Raw genomic sequence first — 20,440 nt, forward strand, 5'->3', positions numbered from 1 at the left:
AGTGCCTGGTTATGAATGCACGATCGGCTTCCATACGGATAGAACTTTCCCGATGAGACGTTTCAATGTTGAACAGGGGTGTCCGTACTTCTTAGAATTCATTATGAAAGTACAAAAAGCAGTCGCGTCTGCCTGTTGTGACGTTGTTTTCCACGAAGCAGAGCCGTTTCCCCGATGTGTCCGGCGGGGACGCCCGTGGAAGCCGCGCAGCCTGAAGATTCCGTGCCGTTCAGATCTGCGAACGGCATCAACGCACGAGCGGAGCCGGACTGGGTCTTGAAGGCTTCTTGTAAGAAGCCTGTGTCCGAGTGAAGCCGTGCCTTTCTTCCCTTCATACAGGGGTCACCCTGAGAAATAGCTGAAGGCCAGCCCACGGCAGGCTCGGTAAACAGAGGGGAAATACAACCAAACGAATAAACATGTAAGTTGTAAGACTTTTTCAACAGCCTGGAGCCGCTCCGGACATATTGTCCGGAGCGGCTTTTTCATGTATGGCTAAAAAGCAATTCTTTCTCTTCCGGTTAAACGGGACGTCTTTGTTTACACTACTTCCTGTTAAGAAATAACTCAACTTGCTTATGGTGCTCATCAGATTCCCAAAGGGCCGCACAGCGGTCTGCTTCAAACGCCATCTCCTTGTAAAAAAGGGAGGCATCCAGCGGCTCTCTGTAACTTTTGAGCGCCTCACCGGGGACTGTGACCGGCAGCAAATCTGCAAGTACCTCTTCAATATTTTCGGCTTTTGCATCTGCATATCCTGTTTCCAGGAGACGATCCGATCCATATACGGACGCAGTCGCCAGCATATGAAAAGCGTGCTTTGCGCCGACTTTTTCTTTCAGACAAGCTGCACCTCCCCAACCGGTAGAGAGTGCCAGCTTCCCTTGAATAAAGCCTGCCTTCCCTTTGGAAGATATGTAAATCCGGTCACAGGCGGCAGCGAGTTCTGCGCCGCCTCCGACAGCTGGTCCGTCTATGAAACAAGCTGTCACACATGGCAGCTTTCGCAAACGGATCAGATTATCATTCATTGGACGAAGCATCGTTAAGGCTTCTTCCTTTGTTCGCAGCGAATGAAAGGCCTGCACGTCTCCACCAGAGCAGAAAGCTCCAGGATGGCCTGTCAGGAAGAACGTGTGAATGTTCTGATTGGACTCTGCTTCATAAAGTGCTTCGGATAGTTCTCGAATCACATCGAAATCTACTGCATTTTTCTGTTCAGGCCGATTTAACTGCACGTGAAAGATACCGTTCGCGAAGCCGGTTGTTAGTTTCATTTTATGCGCACGTCCTCTCTTGAACATTCCATGATTTACATGAATTTCGACAAATGAGAATGGTTTCCTTCTGAAAAAAACGATAAAAAAGAGCAGGGAATAAAATCCCTGCCCAGTCTTACTTGGATACTACGTCGCGGCCCTTATAGGAACCACAGGATTTGCAAACGCGGTGAGAAAGTTTCATTTCTCCACAGTCCGGGCACTCATTCATGCCTGGCACACGCAGCTTCAGGTGTGTACGACGCTTGTTTTTACGGGTTGTACTCGTTCTTCTGAATGGTACTGCCATTTCAGTCCCACCTCCTTGAAATCATTCCTTATCAAATAACTGCTTCAGCTTCGCCAATCTGGGGTCCACCTTTTTCTCCTTTGCAGCTTCCTGCTCCTCAGCCTGGAGCTCCCAGCCGCTTCCGGATTCCGGTGCCGGACCCTCCGGCTTGTCGCTGAATACACGCAGCGGCTTCTCTAACAGAATCCGCTCGCGCACATAAGGCATAAGATCGACCGTGTTGCCCTCTACTTCATGAACGTCATCTTCTTCCTCTTCATCGAAGGTGGCCCACTCCGATAATTTAAACGATTCAATCGCTTCAATTACAAAGGGGAAGTCCACATCGTTCAGCGTCCGGGCACATGGAAGCGTCATGCTTCCTTCAATTGTGAGTGTAAACGTCGCAAGATCTTTTGATATTGAACCGGTACCTTTTACGTGTACCGGCGTTACCTCACGAATTTCACGGTCGCCTTCTTTTACCTGTGAGACGTCGACTGTTTCATCGAGCTCCAGGCCGTCTCTACGGAAAGCCTGCAGCTGCTGTATCGACCATTTCATTAGTTTTCACCTCAAGACAACAAATGTAATTATATCGCTGCAAAAAATAAATGTCAAGGTAATCTCTTTACATTAAAAATACCGTCACACCAGAGACAACATCAGCCTGAAACAGCTGTTTGCCCTATAGTTATGAAAACATACTGAACGTCTACATGCAACTATCCTATGCTATACTATTGCCGAAAGGAGAGCTGGAATATGAACATTCTTGGAGTTGTTGTCGAATACAATCCATTTCACTATGGCCATGCCTTCCACCTGCAGGCGTCGAAGGAGAAAACCGAAGCTGATCTTACTATAGCAATCATGAGCGGGTCATTTCTCCAGCGCGGTGAACCGGCTGTGCTCTCAAGCTACGATCGAGCGGCTGTTGCAGCAAAGACGGGCTGTGACTTGGTTTTTGAACTGCCATATGCTTATGCCGTTCAGTCTGCTGACCGGTTCGCAGACGGTGCTGTAAGGCTTCTGAAAAAAGCAGGAGCTACAGGCATCTGCTTTGGCAGTGAACAGGGCAGCATCGATCCATTTTTAGAACAAGCTGATATAGAAAAGACTCATTCCCTGCAGCTGAAGCAGATTTTACGAAGTAAACTGAATAAAGGAATAAGCTTTCCCGCTGCTTATTCTGAAGCAGTTAACGAGCTTTCGGTCCCCCATTCTCTGGACGTTAAACAACCGAACAATATTCTCGGCCTGCATTATGTAAAATCTGCAATTCGGGAAGAAATTTCCGTGGACACCATTCAGCGGATTGCGGCGGATTATCATGATCCTGAGCCAACCGATTCACATATCGCAAGTGCTACGTCCATTCGCATTATGCTCTCTTCGAACAGGACAAAAGAGGCTTTTGCATATGTACCCGAACGATCCGCTTCGGCTATTTCCGAGCAGCTTCAAGCAACGGGCATCATTCCGGGCTGGGAGAATTATTACCCTTATTTGCAGTACCGGATTTTAACGTCATCAACTGAAGAACTGATGAAGATAGCCGAATGCAGAGAGGGGATTGAGTTTCGGCTGAAAGCAGCTGCCGAAGAGCCTGATTTCAGCCGTTTTATGTACCGGTTAAAATCCAAACGCTATACGCAAACGAGCCTGCAGAGACTCAGTACACACATTTTAACGAATACCACCGCAGCGGACATGGAACAGGCTTTATCAGTAGAACCTCCGCTTCATCTGCTTGCAGCCACATCAGCGGGAAGAAAACATCTGCGCCTAATAGGCGACAAAGATATACGACCGACAGTAAAAGGGAGCAGTCAGCGTAAATCAGACCCGCTCAGTGCTTCCGCTTTCGATGTCCATCAGCTCGCCTTCCCGGTGAAAAGCCGGCTTATTTCCTATCAGCAGCATGCGGTAATGATCTGATCTTTTTGGTGATGTATCATGTTAAAAACGAAGAAAAAGCCGTTCCGCAGTCAATTGGAACGGCTTTACTTTTCAGTTAACACATGATGACCCTGCTTCTACGATCAATTAATCGAGCGATTCCAGAAATTCCATTGCTTCTCCGAACGTACCGACCGGCACAATCTCCATATCAGAACCGATTGTTTCAGCTGTATCAACTGCGATCTGATAGTTGGAATCCTCTCTCCCCTCTTCTACGGGCACAAAGAAAATATCAATGCCGTCTTCATCTGACGCATACACTTTTTGTTTAACACCGCCGATTCTGCCGACATTTCCATCCTCATCAATGGAGCCCGTTCCGGCAATATCGAAGCCGCGCGTAATGTCTTCTTCCGTCAGCTGATTATAAATCTCCAGAGCAAACATCAAACCTGCCGACGGACCGCCGATTGTATTTGTATCAATTTCCACGTCCGGATCCCGAATCAGTTCACGGTCTGTCACAGGGTTGGAAATGCCAAGTCCGCCAGCTCCTTCTTCAGCACCGATCTCTTCTGGAAATGTTTGTACTTCAATTGTTTCCTTCATCTCCTCGTCCTCCCGTTCGAAGGTTACTTCGACACGGTCTCCGATTTCCGCTGATTCCAGTTCGGCGAACATTTCTTCAATAGAGAGCACTTCCGTTCCATTTATAGCTGTGATCCGGTCACCCGGCTCCAGCTTGTCTTCGATATCCATGTCAGGAATAACAGAGGTCACAAGTACACCGTATTCCTCGAATTCTGCATTAAATCCAGCTGCCTCATACGCTACGAGAATCGCCTGCTCCTGAGAGCTAGCCATCATCATCAGCTGTCTGTGCTGATACATTTCATCTGTTTCACCAGGCGGCCTTACTTCATCTGCCGGCATCAGTTCCCGGCGGTCACTGAAATAGGACCAGATGAAGTTAACAGGATTCGCCTGCCCCATTCTGATTGTTGTTAACGAAAAGCTTCCTTCATAGTCATTCCGCTCCTCTACTTCAATCACTTCCGTCAAAGGCTGTGCGTCTCCGGGCATTGAAAAGTAGTATGGGAGCTGGACAAAGTTCAGAGCGAGCAGGACTGCCACCAGAACTACCCACTTTATCCACCCTTTATTTCTGCGGGGTTGCTGACCACTACCATCCATTGATTAACACCTCTATCGCTGAGCTTAAACTGCAGCATCATTAATATAGTTCTAACATACAGGATCAGCATGCAGATTCCCAGCAGACTGCTCTCAGCGTCCAGATAATTTCTGCTTTAGCGCCTTTTCAACTGGCGCAGGCACCAAACCTTGCGGTACTGCATCAAAGCGGGCTACCTCTTTAATAATAGAGGAACTTAATGCCCGGTATTGAGGAGAAGTCGGGAGAAACACGGTCTCCAGCTCTATGTTTATTTCCCGGTTCATCACAGCCATCGGAATTTCATACTCATAGTCTGTAACAGAGCGCAGACCTTTCACAAGTACGGTAGCTCCTTCTTTGCGAGCAAACTCAGCCAGCAGGCCATCAAATGCCTTTATCTCCAGATTATCGATCCCTTCCGTACTGAGCCGGAGGAGTTCGAGTTTTTCATCGAGGGAAAACAGCGGTTTTTTGCTGCTGTTATGCATTACCGCTGTAATTACCTGGTCGAACATTTGAGAACTGCGCCTTATGATGTCCACGTGACCATTTGTCACAGGATCAAAACTTCCAGGTATAATTGCAGTTGTCATCGTCTCACCCTTTACAGAAAGCTTTTTTTAGTTGGTTTTCTCTTCAATAAAACCAAGCCAGTATGATAATTAAGGTATACTTCACTACTAATGCTGATACAAAGTCAATGCTGTGCTGCCGTAATCCATTCTCCGCAGAAGTTTAAGTCCGCTAATTTCTTCAGGCAGCTGTTTATCGTTGCGGTGCTCAGCTGCGAGTAAACCATCTGAATGCAGCAGACCGTTGTCCGCTATGTAGCTGATTTTTTCTTCATACGAATCATCGTCGTAAGGAGGATCCATATATATCATATCAAACACGAGCTCTCGGCCCACTGCTGCTTTTAATGCTCTCCCGGCCTCGCTTCGATACAGTTCGGCCCTGTCTCCTGCGCCTGTTTTATTTACATTTTCTTTTAACACGGCAAATGCTTTACCGTTTCTTTCCACAAAAACAGCACGCTCAAACCCTCTTGACAGAGCTTCAAGTCCTACTGCTCCGCTCCCCCCGAATAAATCCAGAAATAACCCACCTTCAAAATAAGGTCCTGTCCCGTGAAAAAAAGCTTCGCGCACCTTGTCCGAAGTGGGCCTTGTATTCATCCCCGGAACTGCTTTTAGCTGCCTTCCTTTAAATTCACCGCTTATAATTCGCATTGGTTGCCTCCTTAATTAACGTGCTAGAGCCTGACAGGCGGTGATTCAATGTCCCGAAAACAGACGAAATGCTTCAGGACAACGTCGTATCCTGAAGCACGTATCGAATGAAATATTCAGCCCTATCATCTTTATACGACTGATTACAAGCCCATATGATAATCTTCTTTTTTCACAGGCTCTTTAGTTATTCCTTGATACTCTGTTTTAATCCAGGGACGCATCGAACGATCAACACATTTAACGAACGGCATTTTATTAATTTTCGCAACAGTGTCCTCCACCTGCTCCAGATCACAGTAAACGATCACATATTTCATTCGCCTGGATGCGTAATGAACATGGCCAAACCGCTTTAACTGCTTAACTTGCTTAAGAGACTGAATATATACAGCCAGTCCAATCCGGTCTTTCATAGCTTATGTCCTCCTTTAACCGCATCCGCAGCTTCCGCCCGATCCGCATCCTCCGCTGCAGGAAGACTGCTGAGCATCGAAAAACGGATTACCGGTCGGCACTTTAATATTATCGGACACTTGTCCTGCAAGCAGCAGGCTTATTTCACTGAGCATCTCATGTAATGCTGTTTCAGCTGATTTAAATGCTGCAATATCGGGATGTGTGTCCAGCTCTCGTTTATATTCCCGGACTTCTTTTGTAATCGTTCTGAAATCAGGGTGGTATTTTCCAAAACGCTGAACATCTTCATATTTATCTTTGAGCTCCTGAAAAGACTTAATTTTTCTCTGAAGCTCCCGGTTATGCTGAACGGCAAGCTTTGCCCTGGTGTAATTTTCAAAAAGCTCGGACTGTGTAATCATTTCACTGAGGTCCTGCGCTTCCTCCACCAGCGAAATATCTGTTATAATCATCATGGCCGCGCCACCTCCGTAATGTCAGTATAGCACGGGAAGTCTGTGCACAGAAAGTATGGTTATTCTGTGAACTTCCATTTAAATCTTTTTCTCTTCATTGCAACGGGAAACATTTCATAATATGATTAGTAATGGAACAGTTATATCGTCTGTAGGAGGGAAATTATGAAATTTGAACAGTCAGGTTTGGAAGACAAAATTGTACCGTTTGCCGACTTCCGTGAAATTATGGAAGAAGCCGGTTTTGATGCTCAATGGGACTACGAGCGGTGCACGTATGATTATAAGATTCTGGATGAAGTAAAGGATGATATTTACTACTTCCGTTTTCCGGGAGTCGTGCACGAAGGCGAATTCCCAAAAGAGTCATCTAAAGTCCGTCTGCTTCAGCCTTACCTTGGAAAGCACTACTATCCGCACGGCGTTGAGTATGATGAAGTATTTCCTGAGCGCATCGTGGAGAAGTGCAAAAAAAAGATTGAACAGGTCCGTGAAAAACTCAGCGCTTCTGCAGTAGGCTGAGCAGCCCTGGAAACTTTCGATCTCTGACGGCTATGCCCACGGGATCGGAAGTTTTTTTATCGGTACATACTACACGTTGAGCGGAAAGGAGACCAGCATTGTCCCCACAACTGAAAAAGTATCTGTTTATCGGACTAGGTGTGGCTGCTGCGGCTGCGATCCTTTATTTTATTCTGCCGGTATCCGTTCCGCTGATCCTGGCGTTTATTACCGCCTTGTTTTTATCACCCGCCGTCCGGACGCTTCACCAGAAAACGCGCTTAACACGTAACTTTGCAGTCTTTATTGTGTTCATTCTGTTTACGGCGACGATTGCGCTGCTGGCATACTTTCTGCTGACCAGAGCGTTAACGCAGCTCAATGCGTTCATTGAGAACCTGCCGATGATGATCAATGAAATCAACCTGGCGTGGATGAACCTGCTGGAAAATTTGCGGGGTCAGTTCGACCACTTAAGCGAAGACATTGTCGATACGATTGATGCGGAAGTAACTACGCTGCTCTCAGGACTGCGCACGAACCTTCAGGAAATGAACGTAATTGGATGGGTGACGAATGTGATTATCAGCATTCCGTCCTACATCGTTTCCCTGCTCGTTTATTTAATTGCGCTATACCTCTTTTTACTCGATCTGCCGCGGCTAAGACAAAAAACGTATGCTTATTTTAAAGAAGAGACGGCTGAAAAAGTTCAGTTTATGACGTCGAGGCTCTCATACGTTATTCTCGGCTTTTTTAAAGCTCAGTTTTTAGTCAGTATTATCATTTTTGTCGTTACTTTCATTGGTCTTCTTCTGATCGCACCGGAAGTAGCGCTTATTATGTCGATCATTATCTGGCTGATTGACTTTATTCCCATTATCGGGTCGATCGTGGTGCTTGCGCCATGGGCACTGTATCACTTTTTTGCCGGCGATACCGCCATGGGCATCCAGCTGATCGTGCTTGCTGTTATTCTGCTTACGATCCGCCGGACGGTAGAGCCTAAAGTAATGGGGCACCACATTGGTCTTTCCCCGCTTGCTACCCTTATTTCTTTATATATCGGTCTTATGCTTTTCGGTGCCATCGGATTTATTTTAGGCCCGCTTACAGTAATTCTTTTTACAAGCGCAAGAGAAGCCGGCCTTATTAAAATGAATGTAAAGGTATGATGTAAAACAGAGAATTTCTACTTTTGTACAGATGCACTACCGCACGATTAAAGAAGCCGCCTGCCTGACCGGTACAATACGGTCAGGCAGGCGGCTTCTTTTTTACTAAATTACAATTCCGAGAATCGCATCGAACAACCTCGTTGTCTCCCCTGGAGGATAAATAACATACAGCAGCAGATACACAGCGATACCGGTAGATGCCGATACGAACCAGATTAATGATGTGACCGGTCCTAATTTACGATGCAGACGACGATTGTCCTTGTAGCCGGAAATGAGCTGAATAATGCCAAGAACTGCTGCAATTGTCGCCATCGTAATATGAAACAACAAAAACACCGTGTAGTAAAGCGCGACGCTGTCCGGTCCTCCAAATGAGGTTGACCCAATGAAAAATGTTTTTGACAAGTAAGTGATGAAGAAAATAACGGCGAGCACCGCTGCCCAAAACATGACCGTCTGATGTGCAGCAATGCGGCGCTGAGCGGCTAATATCCAGCCGACCGCTACAAACATAGCACTTAACGCAATAAAGATTGTGCTTACAAATGGTAAAAAGGTTGCCATCAGCCTGCTCCTTCCAATGATAAACATGTCTAGCTGCTGCTGAGCAGACGCTTAAGAAAAAGCGTACCGCATATAGCGGCACGCTCTTCTGAATGTGAAACCTAGTATTTCACAATACCGATAAGCAGCATTAGAGCAGCCACTGTCATAGCAGCAACAAATAGTCCGGACCAGATCATTGCATTTACCCAGCCGGTACCTTTGCCGTTCATATGCATGAAGTAATACAGTTGCATAACGACTTGAACTGCTGCCAGCAGAAGGATAAATGGAATTGCGAATCCTGTAGGAATTGCGTCACTGGCAATCGTTAAAAATGCCGTAGACGTAATGAAAATCATAAACACGAATGAAACAATTTGCGTACGTGATTCGCGTTTCAGCTTCCGTTCAGTCTCCTTGGAGGGTCTACCCTCCAGAGGAGCACTTGGATCTACATGTGCCATTCAATCAACCTCCTGCTCCAAGAAGATAAACAACGGTGAAGATGAATACCCATACGACATCAATAAAGTGCCAGTAGAGAACCGCTGTGTAAAATTTAGGCGCGTTCGCAAGCGTAATACCCGCTTTACGGTAACGGATCAGAAGCGTCGTGATCCAGCCGACACCGAACGCCACGTGCGCCCCGTGCGTACCAACCAGCGTGTAGAATGATGATGCGAAGGCACTTACAGTAAAGCCGAGTCCGTAATTAAAATAATAATCATAGAACTCGTAAATCTCAAACGAGAGGAATGCGACACCAAGTGCAACGGTGGCCCACATCCAGATCAAAAGCTTGTTAAAGTTACCACGCTTCATATTAATAATAGCGAACACACTGGTAAGAGAGCTTGTTAACAGGATCATCGTCATGATAAACACGAGATCGAGGTGGAACAGCTCGCTCGGACCAGGGCCTCCCTCGGTACTAGTACGGAGACCGAGATAGGTTCCGAAAAGGGAGCCGAAGAGAACTGTCTCTCCCCCAAGGAAAAACCAGAAACCTAAAAACTTGTTTCGGCCTTCCAGCGTCGCTTTTTCGGGATTCGGTGGAAGAACCTGTGGCTCCACAACTTGATTATCAGCCATTATTTGTCCTCCCCCTTTTCACCGGTTATTTCTGAAACAGGGATATTATATCCATGGTCCTCAATTACTGAGCGGAGCATCATTGTAAAGAATGTAACGACAAGTCCGCCAATGATAACCGGCCATGAGTAATAGATAACACCAAAGCTTGCAATAGAAAGCCCAAGTGCGATAAAGATCGGCAGAATGGATCCATTTGGCATGTGGATGTCACCGAGCGGCTCTGCCGCTTTCATACGACCGTCCCCATTCATTTTTTCGTAAAACAATGCATCGAGATCTCTGACGAGAGGCGTCTGAGCAAAGTTGTACTCCTGTACAGGAGAAGTCGTTGCCCATTCCAGGGTTCGACCGTCCCAAGGGTCATCCGTGTTTTCCGTATTCTTTCTGGAAATAAGCACGTTAATAACGAGCAGGATGAATGCTGTTCCCATAAAGAACGCGCCCATTGTAGAGATAAAGTTCAGATCATTCAGGTTCTGGCCATCCAGGTAGGACGCGACCCGTCGCGGCATTCCCATGAGACCGAGGAAGTGCTGAACGAAAAATGTCATATGGAAGCCAATCAGGAATAACCAGAAGAACCATTTACCCCAGGCTTCGCTGAGGCGGTAGCCAAACATCTTCGGCCACCAGTAAAAAGTTCCTGCGAAAATACCGAATACAGAACCACCGATAATAACGTAGTGGAAGTGTGCCACAACGAAATACGTGTCATGGAACTGATAGTTCGCTGCACTCGTAGCAAGCATGACGCCGGTTACCCCGCCCATGACAAAGGATGGGATAAAGGCAAGTGCAAATAAGTTTGCGACGGTGAATCGAATTCTTCCGCCCCAGAGCGTCAGAAGCCAGTTAAAGATCTTAATACCAGTAGGGACCGCGATCGCCATCGTTGCTACAGCGAAAATCGCGTTCGCAACAGGCCCCATGCCCACCGTAAACATGTGGTGCGCCCATACCATGAATCCGAGGAACCCGATAATAAGCGTCGCAAAAACCATTGCTGAATAACCGAACAAACGCTTTTTTGCAAACGTTGAAATAACTTCTGAGAAAATACCGAATGCCGGCAAAATAAGAATGTAAACTTCCGGGTGGCCGAATATCCAGAATAAATGCTGCCAGATAACGACGTTTCCGCCCATTGCGACATCGAAGAATGCTCCTCCGAATATCCGGTCCAGCATAAGCAGAAGAAGTCCTACTGTCAAAGCCGGGAATGCAAACAGAATCAGCATGGAAGTAACAAACGTGCTCCATGTGAATAGCGGCATTCTCATCATACTCATACCCGGTGCACGCATGTTCACAATTGTAACGAGGAAGTTAATCCCCGACATGAGTGTACCTGCACCACTTACCTGCAGACCCATGACATAATAGTCGACACCATGGCCAGGTGAATCCGATGACAGCGGAACGTAGGATGTCCAAGCCGCGTCAGGTGCACCGCCGGTAAACCAGCTGACGTTCAGGATAATCCCCCCGAAAAGGAACAGCCAGAAGCCGAGAGAGTTAATAAACGGAAACGCTACGTCTCTCGCTCCGATTTGAAGCGGTACAACAAAGTTCATAAAACCAAAGAATAATGGCATTGCTGCAAGGAAGAGCATCGTCGTTCCGTGCATCGTCAATAATTCATTATATGTCTGTTCGCCCAAAAAGCTCATTTCCGGGAACATGAGCTGGATGCGCATTAAAATCGCTTCCAGCCCTGCTACAGCGAAGAAGAAAAGTCCGGCAAGGAAGTACATAATACCGATTTTCTTATGGTCGACTGTAGTAAGCCAGTCCCAGAGAACGCTCTTTTTGGCAGGTGAGCTGTTCGCCACGAATATAAACCTCCCTTTTATTCAAGCGTTATTCATCGAGCACTGAAAGGGTGTTGATATACTCAATCAGCGCATCCATTTCATCATCTGAGATGGCTTCTTCTCCGAACCCAGGCATTTCATTACCTGGTTTAAGCGAATCCGGATCGCGGATCCAGTCGTGCAGGTTGTCATCCGAGTATTCGAGGAATCCGGCTACAACCGTTCGTTCGCTGTAATTCGTGAAGTTTGGCCCTGTATTACCGCCTTCATCGCCGATCGCGTGGCAGGCAATACAGTTTTCCACAAAGATATCGCGGCCTTCTACCGCTACTTCACCTTCCGGTTCAAGCTGATCTTCCGGAGGTTCAGCCATTGTTTCAGCCCATGAGTCAAACGTATCCGGATCTACAGCTACGACCTTGAAATCCATCAGCCAGTGAGACGGACCGCAGATTTCTGTACATTTACCCATGTAGATGCCTTCTTCAGGTGCTTCAAACCAAAGATCGTTTGTGATCCCTGGCACGTTGTCCTGCTTACCAGCTAGTGCAGGCACCCAGAACGAGTGGATGACGTCACTGGCCTCAAGTTCAACAATGACACGCGTATCTGTCGGAATATACATATCCTGCCCGGCATTCACGCCTAAATCAGGATAAACGAACTCCCACCAGAATTGATGCGCATGTGCCTCGATCACAACATAATCTTGTACCTCATCGTCTTCATCCAGCAGCTCTTCGTCTACGCCTTCATCCGGAATACCGGTATCAGCAAGTGTAAACGTATCCATAACGTTCGGAATGGCCAGAAGAAGCAGCAGTAAGATTGGAATCGTCGTCCAGATAAATTCAAGCGTCCTGTTCCCGTGAACCTGCTTAGGGATATGTGTATCGCCCGGACGTTCACGGAAGCGGATAAGTACAAATGCGTAGATGGAAAACACGATCACGATAACAAATATCATGATGTAAAGTGACAGCTGAATGAGAGACAGCTGCATCTCGGCAACCGGTCCTCGCGGATCCAGTGCGGAGAGATTTTCCATGCCGCATCCTGCCAGCAGCAGAATAAGTGAAAATGGAAGCAGTTTTAGCATGTGCTTCATCGCGTCATAACCCCCGCTTTCTTTTCCAGTTTTAGAACATGTGTACAAGAACCATCAGCACAAACATGATCGTGAGATAATTCAGGGAGTAGATGAACATACCGGTCGCCCACTTCATGTCATCCTTAGTTCGCAGCCCCATAAGGCCGTAAATAAGCCATCCTCCGCCCAACAGTACAGCTGCAGCAGTATAAATGACTCCGAAATCAGCTATTAACAGCGATACCGGAATCAGAGCGGCTACATACCAGATGATTTGACGTTTGGTTAACGCGTTGCCTGCCACTACCGGCAGCATTGGAATGCCCGCAGCTTTATATTCATCCTGCCGGCGCATTGCCAAAGCCAAAAAGTGCGGCGGCTGCCAGATAAACATAATCAGAAACAGCGTCCAGGCATAAGGATGGAGACCAGGGTCGATCGCTGCCCACCCGATCAACGGCGGAACAGCTCCGGCGAAGCTTCCAACAATTGTGTTCAGCGTTGTCGTCCGTTTTGTCCACATTGTATAAAGAACAACGTAAATGATAAGACCGGCAGCCCCGATCAGAGCAGCTGTTAATGAAGCCGCTGCAAGAGCCGCGGTACCGGCGATTGATAATGCTAGACCATATGTAAGCGTCTGTTTACCAGTCAGTCTTCCGCTGACAGTCGGTCTGTCTTTCGTCCGCTCCATTAAGTGATCAATATCCCGGTCGATGTAGTTATTAAGCGCGCACCCTCCGGCAATGATAAGCGCAGACCCTGTAATCGCCATGAACGCAGGCCAAAAGCTTTCAGCAAGCGTTGAACCTGTATAATAGGCAGCCAGGTAAAGACCTGCAAATACGGTAATCAGATTGGACATCACAATACCAGTCTTAGAAATGGATACATAGTCCCGCCACGTTACAGCTGACTCAGATGATTCCTTTAATCCGGCGACAGACTCCGCTGAAGAAATTGCGTTGAGTTTACTCATCTTTAGTTCACCCCCTGTATTGGCCACCTTTTCTGCATCCGCTAGAAATTTAAAAAAGAATGCAAGATGCTGTCCGCTCCCTGCCTGACCGGCTGAGAACGTACGCATAACAAAAAAGATGACAGTTTGCACCGTTCATATCACATTATAAAGGAACACCTATCCTTTTTCATCACATTTTTTAGTTGTTACTATATCTATCACATGCTTTGTGACAATTATGTGAAATTGATTTCATCTTTGATAATTTGATTTATTATGAAAGAAAGCTACCTCTTCAGGTCATCAGTTTGATAAGATAGATTGGAATGTGTTACGATGCCGCGCTCTATTCATTATACTAATATAGCGAAGCGGCTGTTTATTTTTGTAGTGGAAAGACGGTGAACACCATGCATCGCATGTTAAAGTTTTTTGGAATCATTACAACTCTTGGTATGCTTCTTGTTATCATTCAAGGAGCGCTTGTCACTCAGACCGGCTCAGGTGACGCCTGCGGGGCAGAATGGCCGCTATGTTACGGGCAGCTCATCCCGGAAAACCCCGCTGTTGAAACGTTAATTGAATACACTCACCGGCTTGTCTCCGGGATTCTCGGCATCATGGTCATTGCGCTCAGCATTTGGAGCTGGCGCGCAATCGGGCACTTAAGAGAAACGAAGCTTTTTGCATGTCTAGCTGTAACATTCATTATTTTTCAGGGGCTGCTGGGAGCTGCTGCTGTCGTATGGGGACAATCTGATGCTGTCATGGCGCTTCATTTTGGCTTCTCCCTTATTTCGTTTGCGAGCGTACTGCTGTTGACCATTCTGGCGTTTGAAGACGGAAAACCAGCCTCGTTAACAAAGCCACTCATCACGAAAAGCTTGAGATGGACGTTGATCGGAAATCTCATTTTCACTTATGCTGTCGTGTACACAGGCGCTTATGTAAAGCATACGGGATCCGGCGGCGCCTGCGCAGGATGGCCGCTCTGTAACGGCAGCCTCTTACCTTCGCTTACAGGAAGCACCGGCATTCATTTTGGTCACAGAATGGCTGCAGGATTGCTGTTTATTACGATCCTCATGATGTTTATCAAGCTTTTAAAGTCGCATCTTAACAACAAGCCGCTATTTTACAGCGGCCTGCTGACAATGATTTTTATTACCGCCCAGGTAGCCAGCGGAGCTGTCGTTATCTTTACAGGATTTACTCTCTACGCGACAATGGCTCACGCTGTTATTGTAAGTCTGTTATTCGGATCTTTAAGTTACATGGCCGTCATAGCCTCCAGAAGCAGGATTCGTTAACACATAAAAGGCGCCGAACTCAACTGGGTCCGGCGCCTTTTATAATTCATTATTTTTTTCCGAGAAATGCACGAAGCATCCAGTTATGCTTTTCTACCGACTGCCTGATTTCAATCAGCATATCAGCTGTGGCTTCGTCATCTGCGTCGTCTTCAAGCGTTTCAATATCTTCTTTCAGCTCATTTGAGAGCTGAGTGAAATCATGGACGAGGGCCTCTACCATGTCATCTGCTGACTGTTCTCCTTCTGCTTCTTTGATCGTCGACGTCTCCAGGTAAACTTTCATTGAAGCAACAGGACGACCTTTTAGAGCGAGCAGCCTTTCGGCAAGCTCATCTATATGCTCCTGAGCTTCATTATAAAGCTCCTCAAATTTTTCGTGAAGCGTGAAAAAGTGCGGACCTGATACATACCAGTGATAATTATGAAGCTTTACGAACATAACGTTCCAATTTGCTACATGCCTGTTTAGAATTTCGGTAGTTTGCTTGTGTGCCATGTTCCCACTCACTCCTATTCGTAATGACTTACATAGATATCTGTTCCCGTAAGAAAACAGGACTAAACATGCGCCTGACTAAATACATGTTTTACTTACAAAAAAAACACTTTCAGTCAGCAATAACGCTGCAGAAAGTGTTCATCTTTGCTTTATACGCTGCCGCCCCGCGCTTTCATCGTCGCCTCATGCAGAGAAGAGAGCTGCTGCTCTAACTGGGAAAGCAGACGCCGTCCTTCTTCTTCGGACACAAGCTGAAGTCGAATCGCAAAGTCGATCTCGCGGGAGAGTCCGAACATTTGGGTATCAAGAACTTCCTCATAAAGAGGACATTGAGGCATCGTTAAATTCTTCATTTGAACCTCAATCAATTTTACTATTTTATCTGCATCCTCTTTCAGAAGTGCAAAAGCCTTTTCACTCTGACCAGGCAGGATTTCAGTTGACACGCGAATCCCTCCTCTATATAAACGATCACGGACCGTATTACTCCGATTCATGATTTACGTTTATCTTATCGGTTATTTGATAAAAATGCAACTCGCGAATCAATTGATGACACATATCCGGATGGAAGCTATACTATGAACTAGAAGGCAGGTGAAGAACTATGGCAGAAATGCTCGTAAAAATAGTAGGGAACGTAAAGCACCCCGTGATGCTAGACCCGGGAACCTGGATTTTCGATGAACGCCGCATCGATATGGAAAAGGCGTTCGATCAATCTGCTGAGTCAGAAAGCAACGAGTCATTTGCAGCGCTTGGAAAAGCATTTGACAGACAGCGCACAGAAGGCGCGGTCCCACAGCAACAGACAAATAAAATCACTGTCAGCAGAAAAGATATGCAAGAAAAATCGTTTGGCATTCGACTTCGGCCTTTTTTACTAAACAGTTCTCCGGATGAGACCGCCGACACCGTAAAATTCATCCGCGCGTCAGACGCAGATGTCACGCTCACGCTTGAAGAAGCAGGTGAAGGTATCTTGCAATTTTCACATAAAGGCAGTCCTTTAACTGAGGACGGTCCTGTACACTTCTTCTACAGCGACGGCTCCAATCGCGACAATCCAATTACCGGAATTGAAAGAATTGAAGTCCTGTAACCGACTCTTAATTAGTCTGTATTTGCATTAACAACGTTTAAAAAAGACGCCGACAATTTTCTGTCGGCGTCTTTTTTATCATTTACAGCAGATCAGCCGCCAGCTGTGCAAGACTGGATCGTTCCCCTTTTTCAAACTTCATATGACCCGATATCGTTACGTGCTTCATTCTTTCAATTACATAGGAAAGTCCATTCGTATATTCATCCAGGTAAGGATGATCGATTTGTTTCGGGTCACCCATGAGGACAATTTTACTGCCTTCCCCCACTCGGGTAATGATGGTTTTCACTTCATGCTTTGTCAGATTCTGCGCTTCATCTATGATGATGTACTGATCGGGAATACTCCTGCCCCGAATATACGTCAAAGCTTCGACTTGCACAGATGACATACCGGCTAAAATGTCCTCCAGCTCCGTATCTTTTTTCGTGTTAAAAAGAAATTCAAGATTGTCGTAAATTGGCTGCATCCACGGCCGGAGCTTTTCGTCTTTCTCGCCGGGAAGGTATCCGATATCTTTCCCCACCGGAACAACTGGTCTTGTAACAAGCAGCTTTTTATACGCCTGTACATCTTCTGTTAAAAACATGCCGCACGCAAGAGAAAGCAGCGTTTTCCCTGTTCCGGCTTTACCGACGAGAGTGACAAGAGGTATGTCCTTTCTGGTAAGCAGCTCCATAGCCATCCGCTGCTGGACATTCCGGGGTCGGATTCCCCATATTCCGTCAGAATCACCTAGAAACAAGTTCACACGCTGTGATCGTTCATCAACCATGCCAAGAGCCGATCTGCTTGGCTGAGCAGGATCTTTAAACAGGTAAAAATGATGCGGGTACGTTTCCCCTGTTCCGGCGTCTTTGATAGAGAGCGATTTTTTCTCATATAACTCATCCATCAATTCACTGTCTAAATATAGTTCACTGTAGCCTTTATAAATGTGATCAAACTGTGCAACTCTGTCGGTTAAAAAGTCTTCTGCTTTTATATAGAGTGCATCTGCCTTCACCCTCAGCAGGGCATCCTTCGTAACAAGAACGACCGACTCCGGATGGTCACTTTCTTCCTTTAAATTCAAAGCAATTGCAAGAATCCGGTTATCGTTAGTCTTTTCAAGTCCGTGCTTTTCGAGCTGGTCGGCTGCTTTATGGTTCAGTTCAACCATTAGTCTCCCGCCATTTTCAAGCGGAACGCCCGCGTGAAGTTTTCCGGTTTCCCTCAATTTATCCAGCAGTCTGCCAACCTCTCTTGCGTTTCTGCCTATCTCGTCCGTCAGCCTCTTCTTCGTATCGATTTCCTCTAATACAACTGCCGGAATTACTACTTTGTTCTCCGCAAAGGAATGAATGGATAGAGGGTCGTGCAATAACACGTTCGTATCAAGGATATATGTCTTGATCATATGAATCCCTCCACTGCAAAATACGCAACCGGATTATACAGACTGAAGTGCATCCATTACCTGTCTGTCCAGTTTCGCTGCTGCATCTTCATCGTACGTTTTCTCAAACTGCGGCTCATGTGTGAGCCTCGCCCCATAAAACATCACATCTTTTACTTCCTGGATATGAAGCTCCATCATCGAGAGTTTTACTGGAACATTATCTATTTTCTCCTGAACAATTTTTGACTTTCCGGAAAGTGCATACGTAGAACCATCCGCAATGACTGTCATTACAGCAGCAGGGTTTTCATGAATATTAGAAATGATTCTGGATTTCCGGTCAACTGCAAAGCGAATCGTGTTACGGTCTGCAGCGTAAATCCATGATATAGCATTCACACTCGGCCCTTTTGTATCTTGATCAATTGTCGCTAACATAACGTAATGTTCTTCCTGAAGTTCCCGGAGCAGGTCCTCGGTAAGCTCCTGCTCAATTCTGTTTCCCATTGTCAGCACTCCTTTCATCACTTCGCCCGCGCATGCAGCGCGTATACTATATATTATTCGCTGGATCTGTTCTATTTTCCTTCCTGTAAATCATGCAAACACATATTTTTCCGTCAACGCACATGATATACTGAACAAGTAAAATGAATCGGGTGGTGAACTTCATGCGGGTCAAATGTGTACTTTGTGACAAAATTGAAACGATTTCCTCCACGCTTCCGCTCGCTAAGAAACTTCGGAATCGTCCTATTCACACGTACATGTGCAGGGACTGTCATGATCGTATTTCAGAACGGACAGCGGAGCGCCATCAGACAGGTAAATTCCGTTCTCATAAAGCAGTGGAGGAAACGGACGATTATATTTAATCAGCTGGAACCACTTGCAAAAAAACGTACCGGTGCCTTTTAACACCGGTACGTCTTTTCGCTTGCCGCTTTTCAATAAAGAACCCGGTGCTAAAAAAAGACCGTATCAGCTACGATCTTCTTCCGGATCTGCTTCTTCTTTTTTATGGCGCCTGAGCTGAAGTTTGTAAATACCTAAGACAAGGCCGGCAATAAACAGAGATTCGATTATTGGCAGCGTAAATGCCAAAAACGTAATAAAGATATTTCCAAAAAGCATTAATGAATAAATAACGACATTTTTTAAGAGGGGAAGCTTCCGGGCGAAGCCTAAATTAAACACGATAATACTCAACGCATTAGTTAAAAGATAAAGCACTAAAAAGGCGGTTAAAAAGTTTTCAGGATCAGATGCTCCCAAAAATTCTGCCAGCGGTGTCATGGAAGGTGCGGGAGCCGCTTCAGGCGAGGCAAAAAGCATAATGATAACACTCCTAAATCAAGATATAAATCACTGCCTACCATACTATAGCACATTTGCCAGGCGGGACATAACTTATTCACATATTGTTCACACGACCAGGAAGAAATCACATTTTGTCAGCACGCTTTTATTTCAGTCCGATCTATCGTAAACTAAATCAGTAGAGGAGGCGTTTACATGCGTTCGTTTGATATTATTTTTTTTATTTTAGCCTGCACGGGGACAATTGGAATAATGGGGCTGGGCATTGCGCTGGCTCAGCTTAGCATTCCGCTGCTGCTTCTATTTGGCGGACTTTTCGGTGGATCTCTTGCTGTCGGTTTCAGAAGAAAAAAAAGACTTCAGAGTACATCAGCCTGAATCCAATAAACAGAGGCCCCTTTCAGGGGCCTCTGTTTTTCAGAGTGTGGATAAAGTCATTTTAAGTGAATAACGTTGCATCTGCCTGTATCTGCGGACACTCGCTTTCCGGAGGGAACAGCCTCAGCTAACCGATTCCTCCTGCTGTCGGAATCGCTGGATCTTCGCCTCGTTCTGATCCTCCCGGAGTCGAGATCCTTCGATGCCGGCAGCTGGCAGTGAGTTTCATGTGCCTGGTTATGAAGGCACGATCGACTTCCATACGGATAGAACCTTCCCGATGAGACGTTTCGATGTTAAATAGGGCTGCCAGTCCTTCATCGAATGCATAATAAACGGAAAAAAACAGTCGCGTCTGCCTGTTGTGACGTTGTTCTCCACTAAGCACAGATCCGTTCCCCGATGTGTCCGGCGGAGACGCCAGTGGAAGCCGCGCAGTCTGAAGATCCTTTCTCAGGGGTCACCCTGAGAAATAGCTGAAGGCCAGCCCACGGCAAGCTTCCGCCGGTAAACAGAGAGGAA

The 20,440-nt window shown here is 46.3% G+C and carries 28 protein-coding genes; 7 read left to right on the forward strand and 21 right to left on the reverse strand.

The window, feature by feature from the left end; genetic code table 11:
• Positions 1 to 101: 101 nt before the first annotated feature.
• The 4 genes from HCN83_RS02520 to HCN83_RS02535 all read right to left on the reverse strand — a co-directional run bounded on the left by HCN83_RS02520 (position 102) and on the right by HCN83_RS02535 (position 2,112).
• The gene (locus HCN83_RS02520; RefSeq protein ID WP_168004741.1) at positions 102 to 248 is read right to left on the reverse strand and encodes a hypothetical protein; all 147 of its coding nucleotides are present in this window, start codon (positions 246 to 248) and stop codon (positions 102 to 104) included.
• A 297-nt stretch (positions 249 to 545) separates the two neighbouring features.
• A complete protein-coding gene (locus HCN83_RS02525; protein ID WP_168004742.1) occupies positions 546 to 1,277 on the reverse strand; it encodes an enoyl-CoA hydratase/isomerase family protein in 732 nt (243 codons plus the stop codon).
• A gap of 118 nt (positions 1,278 to 1,395) precedes the next feature.
• Positions 1,396 to 1,569 (reverse strand): 50S ribosomal protein L32, encoded by a 174-nt coding sequence (gene rpmF / locus HCN83_RS02530; RefSeq protein WP_168004743.1) that lies wholly within the window; start codon positions 1,567 to 1,569, stop codon positions 1,396 to 1,398.
• Positions 1,570 to 1,590: 21 nt separating this feature from the next.
• Entirely contained in the window at positions 1,591 to 2,112 is a 522-nt protein-coding gene (locus HCN83_RS02535; RefSeq protein WP_168004744.1) for a YceD family protein, read from the reverse strand.
• 201 nt (positions 2,113 to 2,313) lie between these two features.
• Here HCN83_RS02535 and HCN83_RS02540 point away from each other — a divergent pair, with 201 nt between their 5' ends.
• Complete coding sequence (locus HCN83_RS02540; protein ID WP_168004745.1) at positions 2,314 to 3,489, forward strand: nucleotidyltransferase; 1,176 nt, start codon at positions 2,314 to 2,316, stop codon at positions 3,487 to 3,489.
• A gap of 108 nt (positions 3,490 to 3,597) precedes the next feature.
• Here HCN83_RS02540 and HCN83_RS02545 read toward each other — a convergent pair whose 3' ends face one another.
• The 5 genes from HCN83_RS02545 to HCN83_RS02565 all read right to left on the reverse strand — a co-directional run bounded on the left by HCN83_RS02545 (position 3,598) and on the right by HCN83_RS02565 (position 6,734).
• On the reverse strand, positions 3,598 to 4,647 hold the full coding sequence (locus tag HCN83_RS02545; RefSeq protein ID WP_168004746.1) for a SepM family pheromone-processing serine protease: 1,050 nt from the start codon (positions 4,645 to 4,647) through the stop codon (positions 3,598 to 3,600).
• Positions 4,648 to 4,740: 93 nt separating this feature from the next.
• Positions 4,741 to 5,223, reverse strand: a complete 483-nt coding sequence (gene coaD, locus HCN83_RS02550) for a pantetheine-phosphate adenylyltransferase (RefSeq protein WP_168004747.1) — start codon at positions 5,221 to 5,223, stop codon at positions 4,741 to 4,743.
• Positions 5,224 to 5,310: 87 nt separating this feature from the next.
• A complete protein-coding gene (gene rsmD / locus HCN83_RS02555; RefSeq protein WP_168004748.1) occupies positions 5,311 to 5,859 on the reverse strand; it encodes a 16S rRNA (guanine(966)-N(2))-methyltransferase RsmD in 549 nt (182 codons plus the stop codon).
• Positions 5,860 to 6,002: 143 nt separating this feature from the next.
• The gene (locus HCN83_RS02560) at positions 6,003 to 6,275 is read right to left on the reverse strand and encodes a YlbG family protein (protein ID WP_168004749.1); all 273 of its coding nucleotides are present in this window, start codon (positions 6,273 to 6,275) and stop codon (positions 6,003 to 6,005) included.
• A 15-nt stretch (positions 6,276 to 6,290) separates the two neighbouring features.
• Positions 6,291 to 6,734 carry a YlbF family regulator gene (locus HCN83_RS02565; RefSeq protein ID WP_168004750.1) on the reverse strand — a complete coding sequence of 148 codons (444 nt, stop codon included), beginning with the start codon at positions 6,732 to 6,734 and terminating at the stop codon, positions 6,291 to 6,293.
• Between the two features lie 165 nt (positions 6,735 to 6,899).
• On the opposite strand from HCN83_RS02565, the gene HCN83_RS02570 reads away from it, so the two are divergent.
• Together HCN83_RS02570 and ytvI are read left to right on the forward strand one after the other, a co-directional pair.
• On the forward strand, positions 6,900 to 7,256 hold the full coding sequence (locus tag HCN83_RS02570; RefSeq protein WP_168004751.1) for a YugN family protein: 357 nt from the start codon (positions 6,900 to 6,902) through the stop codon (positions 7,254 to 7,256).
• 98 nt (positions 7,257 to 7,354) lie between these two features.
• Positions 7,355 to 8,410 (forward strand): sporulation integral membrane protein YtvI, encoded by a 1,056-nt coding sequence (gene ytvI / locus HCN83_RS02575; RefSeq protein ID WP_168004752.1) that lies wholly within the window; start codon positions 7,355 to 7,357, stop codon positions 8,408 to 8,410.
• Between the two features lie 105 nt (positions 8,411 to 8,515).
• Here the strand turns inward: ytvI and HCN83_RS02580 are convergent, their stop codons facing one another.
• The 6 genes from HCN83_RS02580 to cyoE all read right to left on the reverse strand — a co-directional run bounded on the left by HCN83_RS02580 (position 8,516) and on the right by cyoE (position 13,940).
• The gene (locus HCN83_RS02580) at positions 8,516 to 8,980 is read right to left on the reverse strand and encodes a DUF420 domain-containing protein (protein ID WP_168004753.1); all 465 of its coding nucleotides are present in this window, start codon (positions 8,978 to 8,980) and stop codon (positions 8,516 to 8,518) included.
• Positions 8,981 to 9,081: 101 nt separating this feature from the next.
• A complete protein-coding gene (locus HCN83_RS02585) occupies positions 9,082 to 9,426 on the reverse strand; it encodes a cytochrome C oxidase subunit IV family protein (protein ID WP_168004754.1) in 345 nt (114 codons plus the stop codon).
• Between the two features lie 4 nt (positions 9,427 to 9,430).
• On the reverse strand, positions 9,431 to 10,054 hold the full coding sequence (locus HCN83_RS02590) for a cytochrome (ubi)quinol oxidase subunit III (RefSeq protein ID WP_168004755.1): 624 nt from the start codon (positions 10,052 to 10,054) through the stop codon (positions 9,431 to 9,433).
• Complete coding sequence (ctaD, locus tag HCN83_RS02595) at positions 10,054 to 11,889, reverse strand: cytochrome c oxidase subunit I (protein ID WP_168004756.1); 1,836 nt, start codon at positions 11,887 to 11,889, stop codon at positions 10,054 to 10,056. The genes HCN83_RS02590 and ctaD overlap by 1 nt, the downstream gene beginning before the upstream one ends.
• Positions 11,890 to 11,917: 28 nt before the next feature.
• Positions 11,918 to 12,979, reverse strand: coding sequence for a cytochrome c oxidase subunit II (gene coxB / locus HCN83_RS02600; RefSeq protein WP_168004757.1), 1,062 nt, complete (start codon positions 12,977 to 12,979; stop codon positions 11,918 to 11,920).
• 31 nt (positions 12,980 to 13,010) lie between these two features.
• Positions 13,011 to 13,940, reverse strand: a complete 930-nt coding sequence (gene cyoE / locus HCN83_RS02605) for a heme o synthase (protein WP_168004758.1) — start codon at positions 13,938 to 13,940, stop codon at positions 13,011 to 13,013.
• A gap of 392 nt (positions 13,941 to 14,332) precedes the next feature.
• Between cyoE and HCN83_RS02610 the strand changes: the two genes are divergently transcribed.
• Positions 14,333 to 15,232 (forward strand): COX15/CtaA family protein, encoded by a 900-nt coding sequence (locus HCN83_RS02610; protein WP_205774459.1) that lies wholly within the window; start codon positions 14,333 to 14,335, stop codon positions 15,230 to 15,232.
• Between the two features lie 49 nt (positions 15,233 to 15,281).
• Here HCN83_RS02610 and HCN83_RS02615 read toward each other — a convergent pair whose 3' ends face one another.
• Positions 15,282 to 15,731 (reverse strand): Dps family protein, encoded by a 450-nt coding sequence (locus HCN83_RS02615; RefSeq protein ID WP_168004760.1) that lies wholly within the window; start codon positions 15,729 to 15,731, stop codon positions 15,282 to 15,284.
• A 152-nt stretch (positions 15,732 to 15,883) separates the two neighbouring features.
• Complete coding sequence (locus tag HCN83_RS02620) at positions 15,884 to 16,180, reverse strand: DUF1507 family protein (protein WP_168004761.1); 297 nt, start codon at positions 16,178 to 16,180, stop codon at positions 15,884 to 15,886.
• A 161-nt stretch (positions 16,181 to 16,341) separates the two neighbouring features.
• Between HCN83_RS02620 and HCN83_RS02625 the strand changes: the two genes are divergently transcribed.
• The gene (locus tag HCN83_RS02625; RefSeq protein WP_168004762.1) at positions 16,342 to 16,836 is read left to right on the forward strand and encodes a peptidyl-prolyl cis-trans isomerase; all 495 of its coding nucleotides are present in this window, start codon (positions 16,342 to 16,344) and stop codon (positions 16,834 to 16,836) included.
• 82 nt (positions 16,837 to 16,918) lie between these two features.
• Here the strand turns inward: HCN83_RS02625 and HCN83_RS02630 are convergent, their stop codons facing one another.
• On the reverse strand, positions 16,919 to 18,238 hold the full coding sequence (locus HCN83_RS02630; RefSeq protein ID WP_168004763.1) for a PhoH family protein: 1,320 nt from the start codon (positions 18,236 to 18,238) through the stop codon (positions 16,919 to 16,921).
• A 33-nt stretch (positions 18,239 to 18,271) separates the two neighbouring features.
• Positions 18,272 to 18,727, reverse strand: a complete 456-nt coding sequence (locus HCN83_RS02635) for a pyridoxamine 5'-phosphate oxidase family protein (protein WP_168004764.1) — start codon at positions 18,725 to 18,727, stop codon at positions 18,272 to 18,274.
• Positions 18,728 to 18,891: 164 nt separating this feature from the next.
• On the opposite strand from HCN83_RS02635, the gene HCN83_RS02640 reads away from it, so the two are divergent.
• Positions 18,892 to 19,095: a YlaI family protein gene (locus HCN83_RS02640; RefSeq protein ID WP_168004765.1), complete on the forward strand. Its 204-nt coding sequence runs from the start codon at positions 18,892 to 18,894 to the stop codon at positions 19,093 to 19,095.
• 106 nt (positions 19,096 to 19,201) lie between these two features.
• Here the strand turns inward: HCN83_RS02640 and HCN83_RS02645 are convergent, their stop codons facing one another.
• Positions 19,202 to 19,555, reverse strand: a complete 354-nt coding sequence (locus HCN83_RS02645; RefSeq protein ID WP_168004766.1) for a YlaH-like family protein — start codon at positions 19,553 to 19,555, stop codon at positions 19,202 to 19,204.
• Positions 19,556 to 19,735: 180 nt separating this feature from the next.
• Between HCN83_RS02645 and HCN83_RS02650 the strand changes: the two genes are divergently transcribed.
• On the forward strand, positions 19,736 to 19,918 hold the full coding sequence (locus tag HCN83_RS02650) for a DUF5325 family protein (RefSeq protein ID WP_168004767.1): 183 nt from the start codon (positions 19,736 to 19,738) through the stop codon (positions 19,916 to 19,918).
• 127 nt (positions 19,919 to 20,045) lie between these two features.
• Here HCN83_RS02650 and HCN83_RS02655 read toward each other — a convergent pair whose 3' ends face one another.
• Positions 20,046 to 20,306 carry a hypothetical protein gene (locus HCN83_RS02655; protein ID WP_168004768.1) on the reverse strand — a complete coding sequence of 87 codons (261 nt, stop codon included), beginning with the start codon at positions 20,304 to 20,306 and terminating at the stop codon, positions 20,046 to 20,048.
• Positions 20,307 to 20,440 lie beyond the last annotated feature (134 nt).

Source organism: Alkalicoccus luteus, from assembly GCF_012034335.1.
In the GTDB taxonomy this organism is placed as follows: domain Bacteria; phylum Bacillota; class Bacilli; order Bacillales; family Salisediminibacteriaceae; genus Alkalicoccus; species Alkalicoccus luteus_A.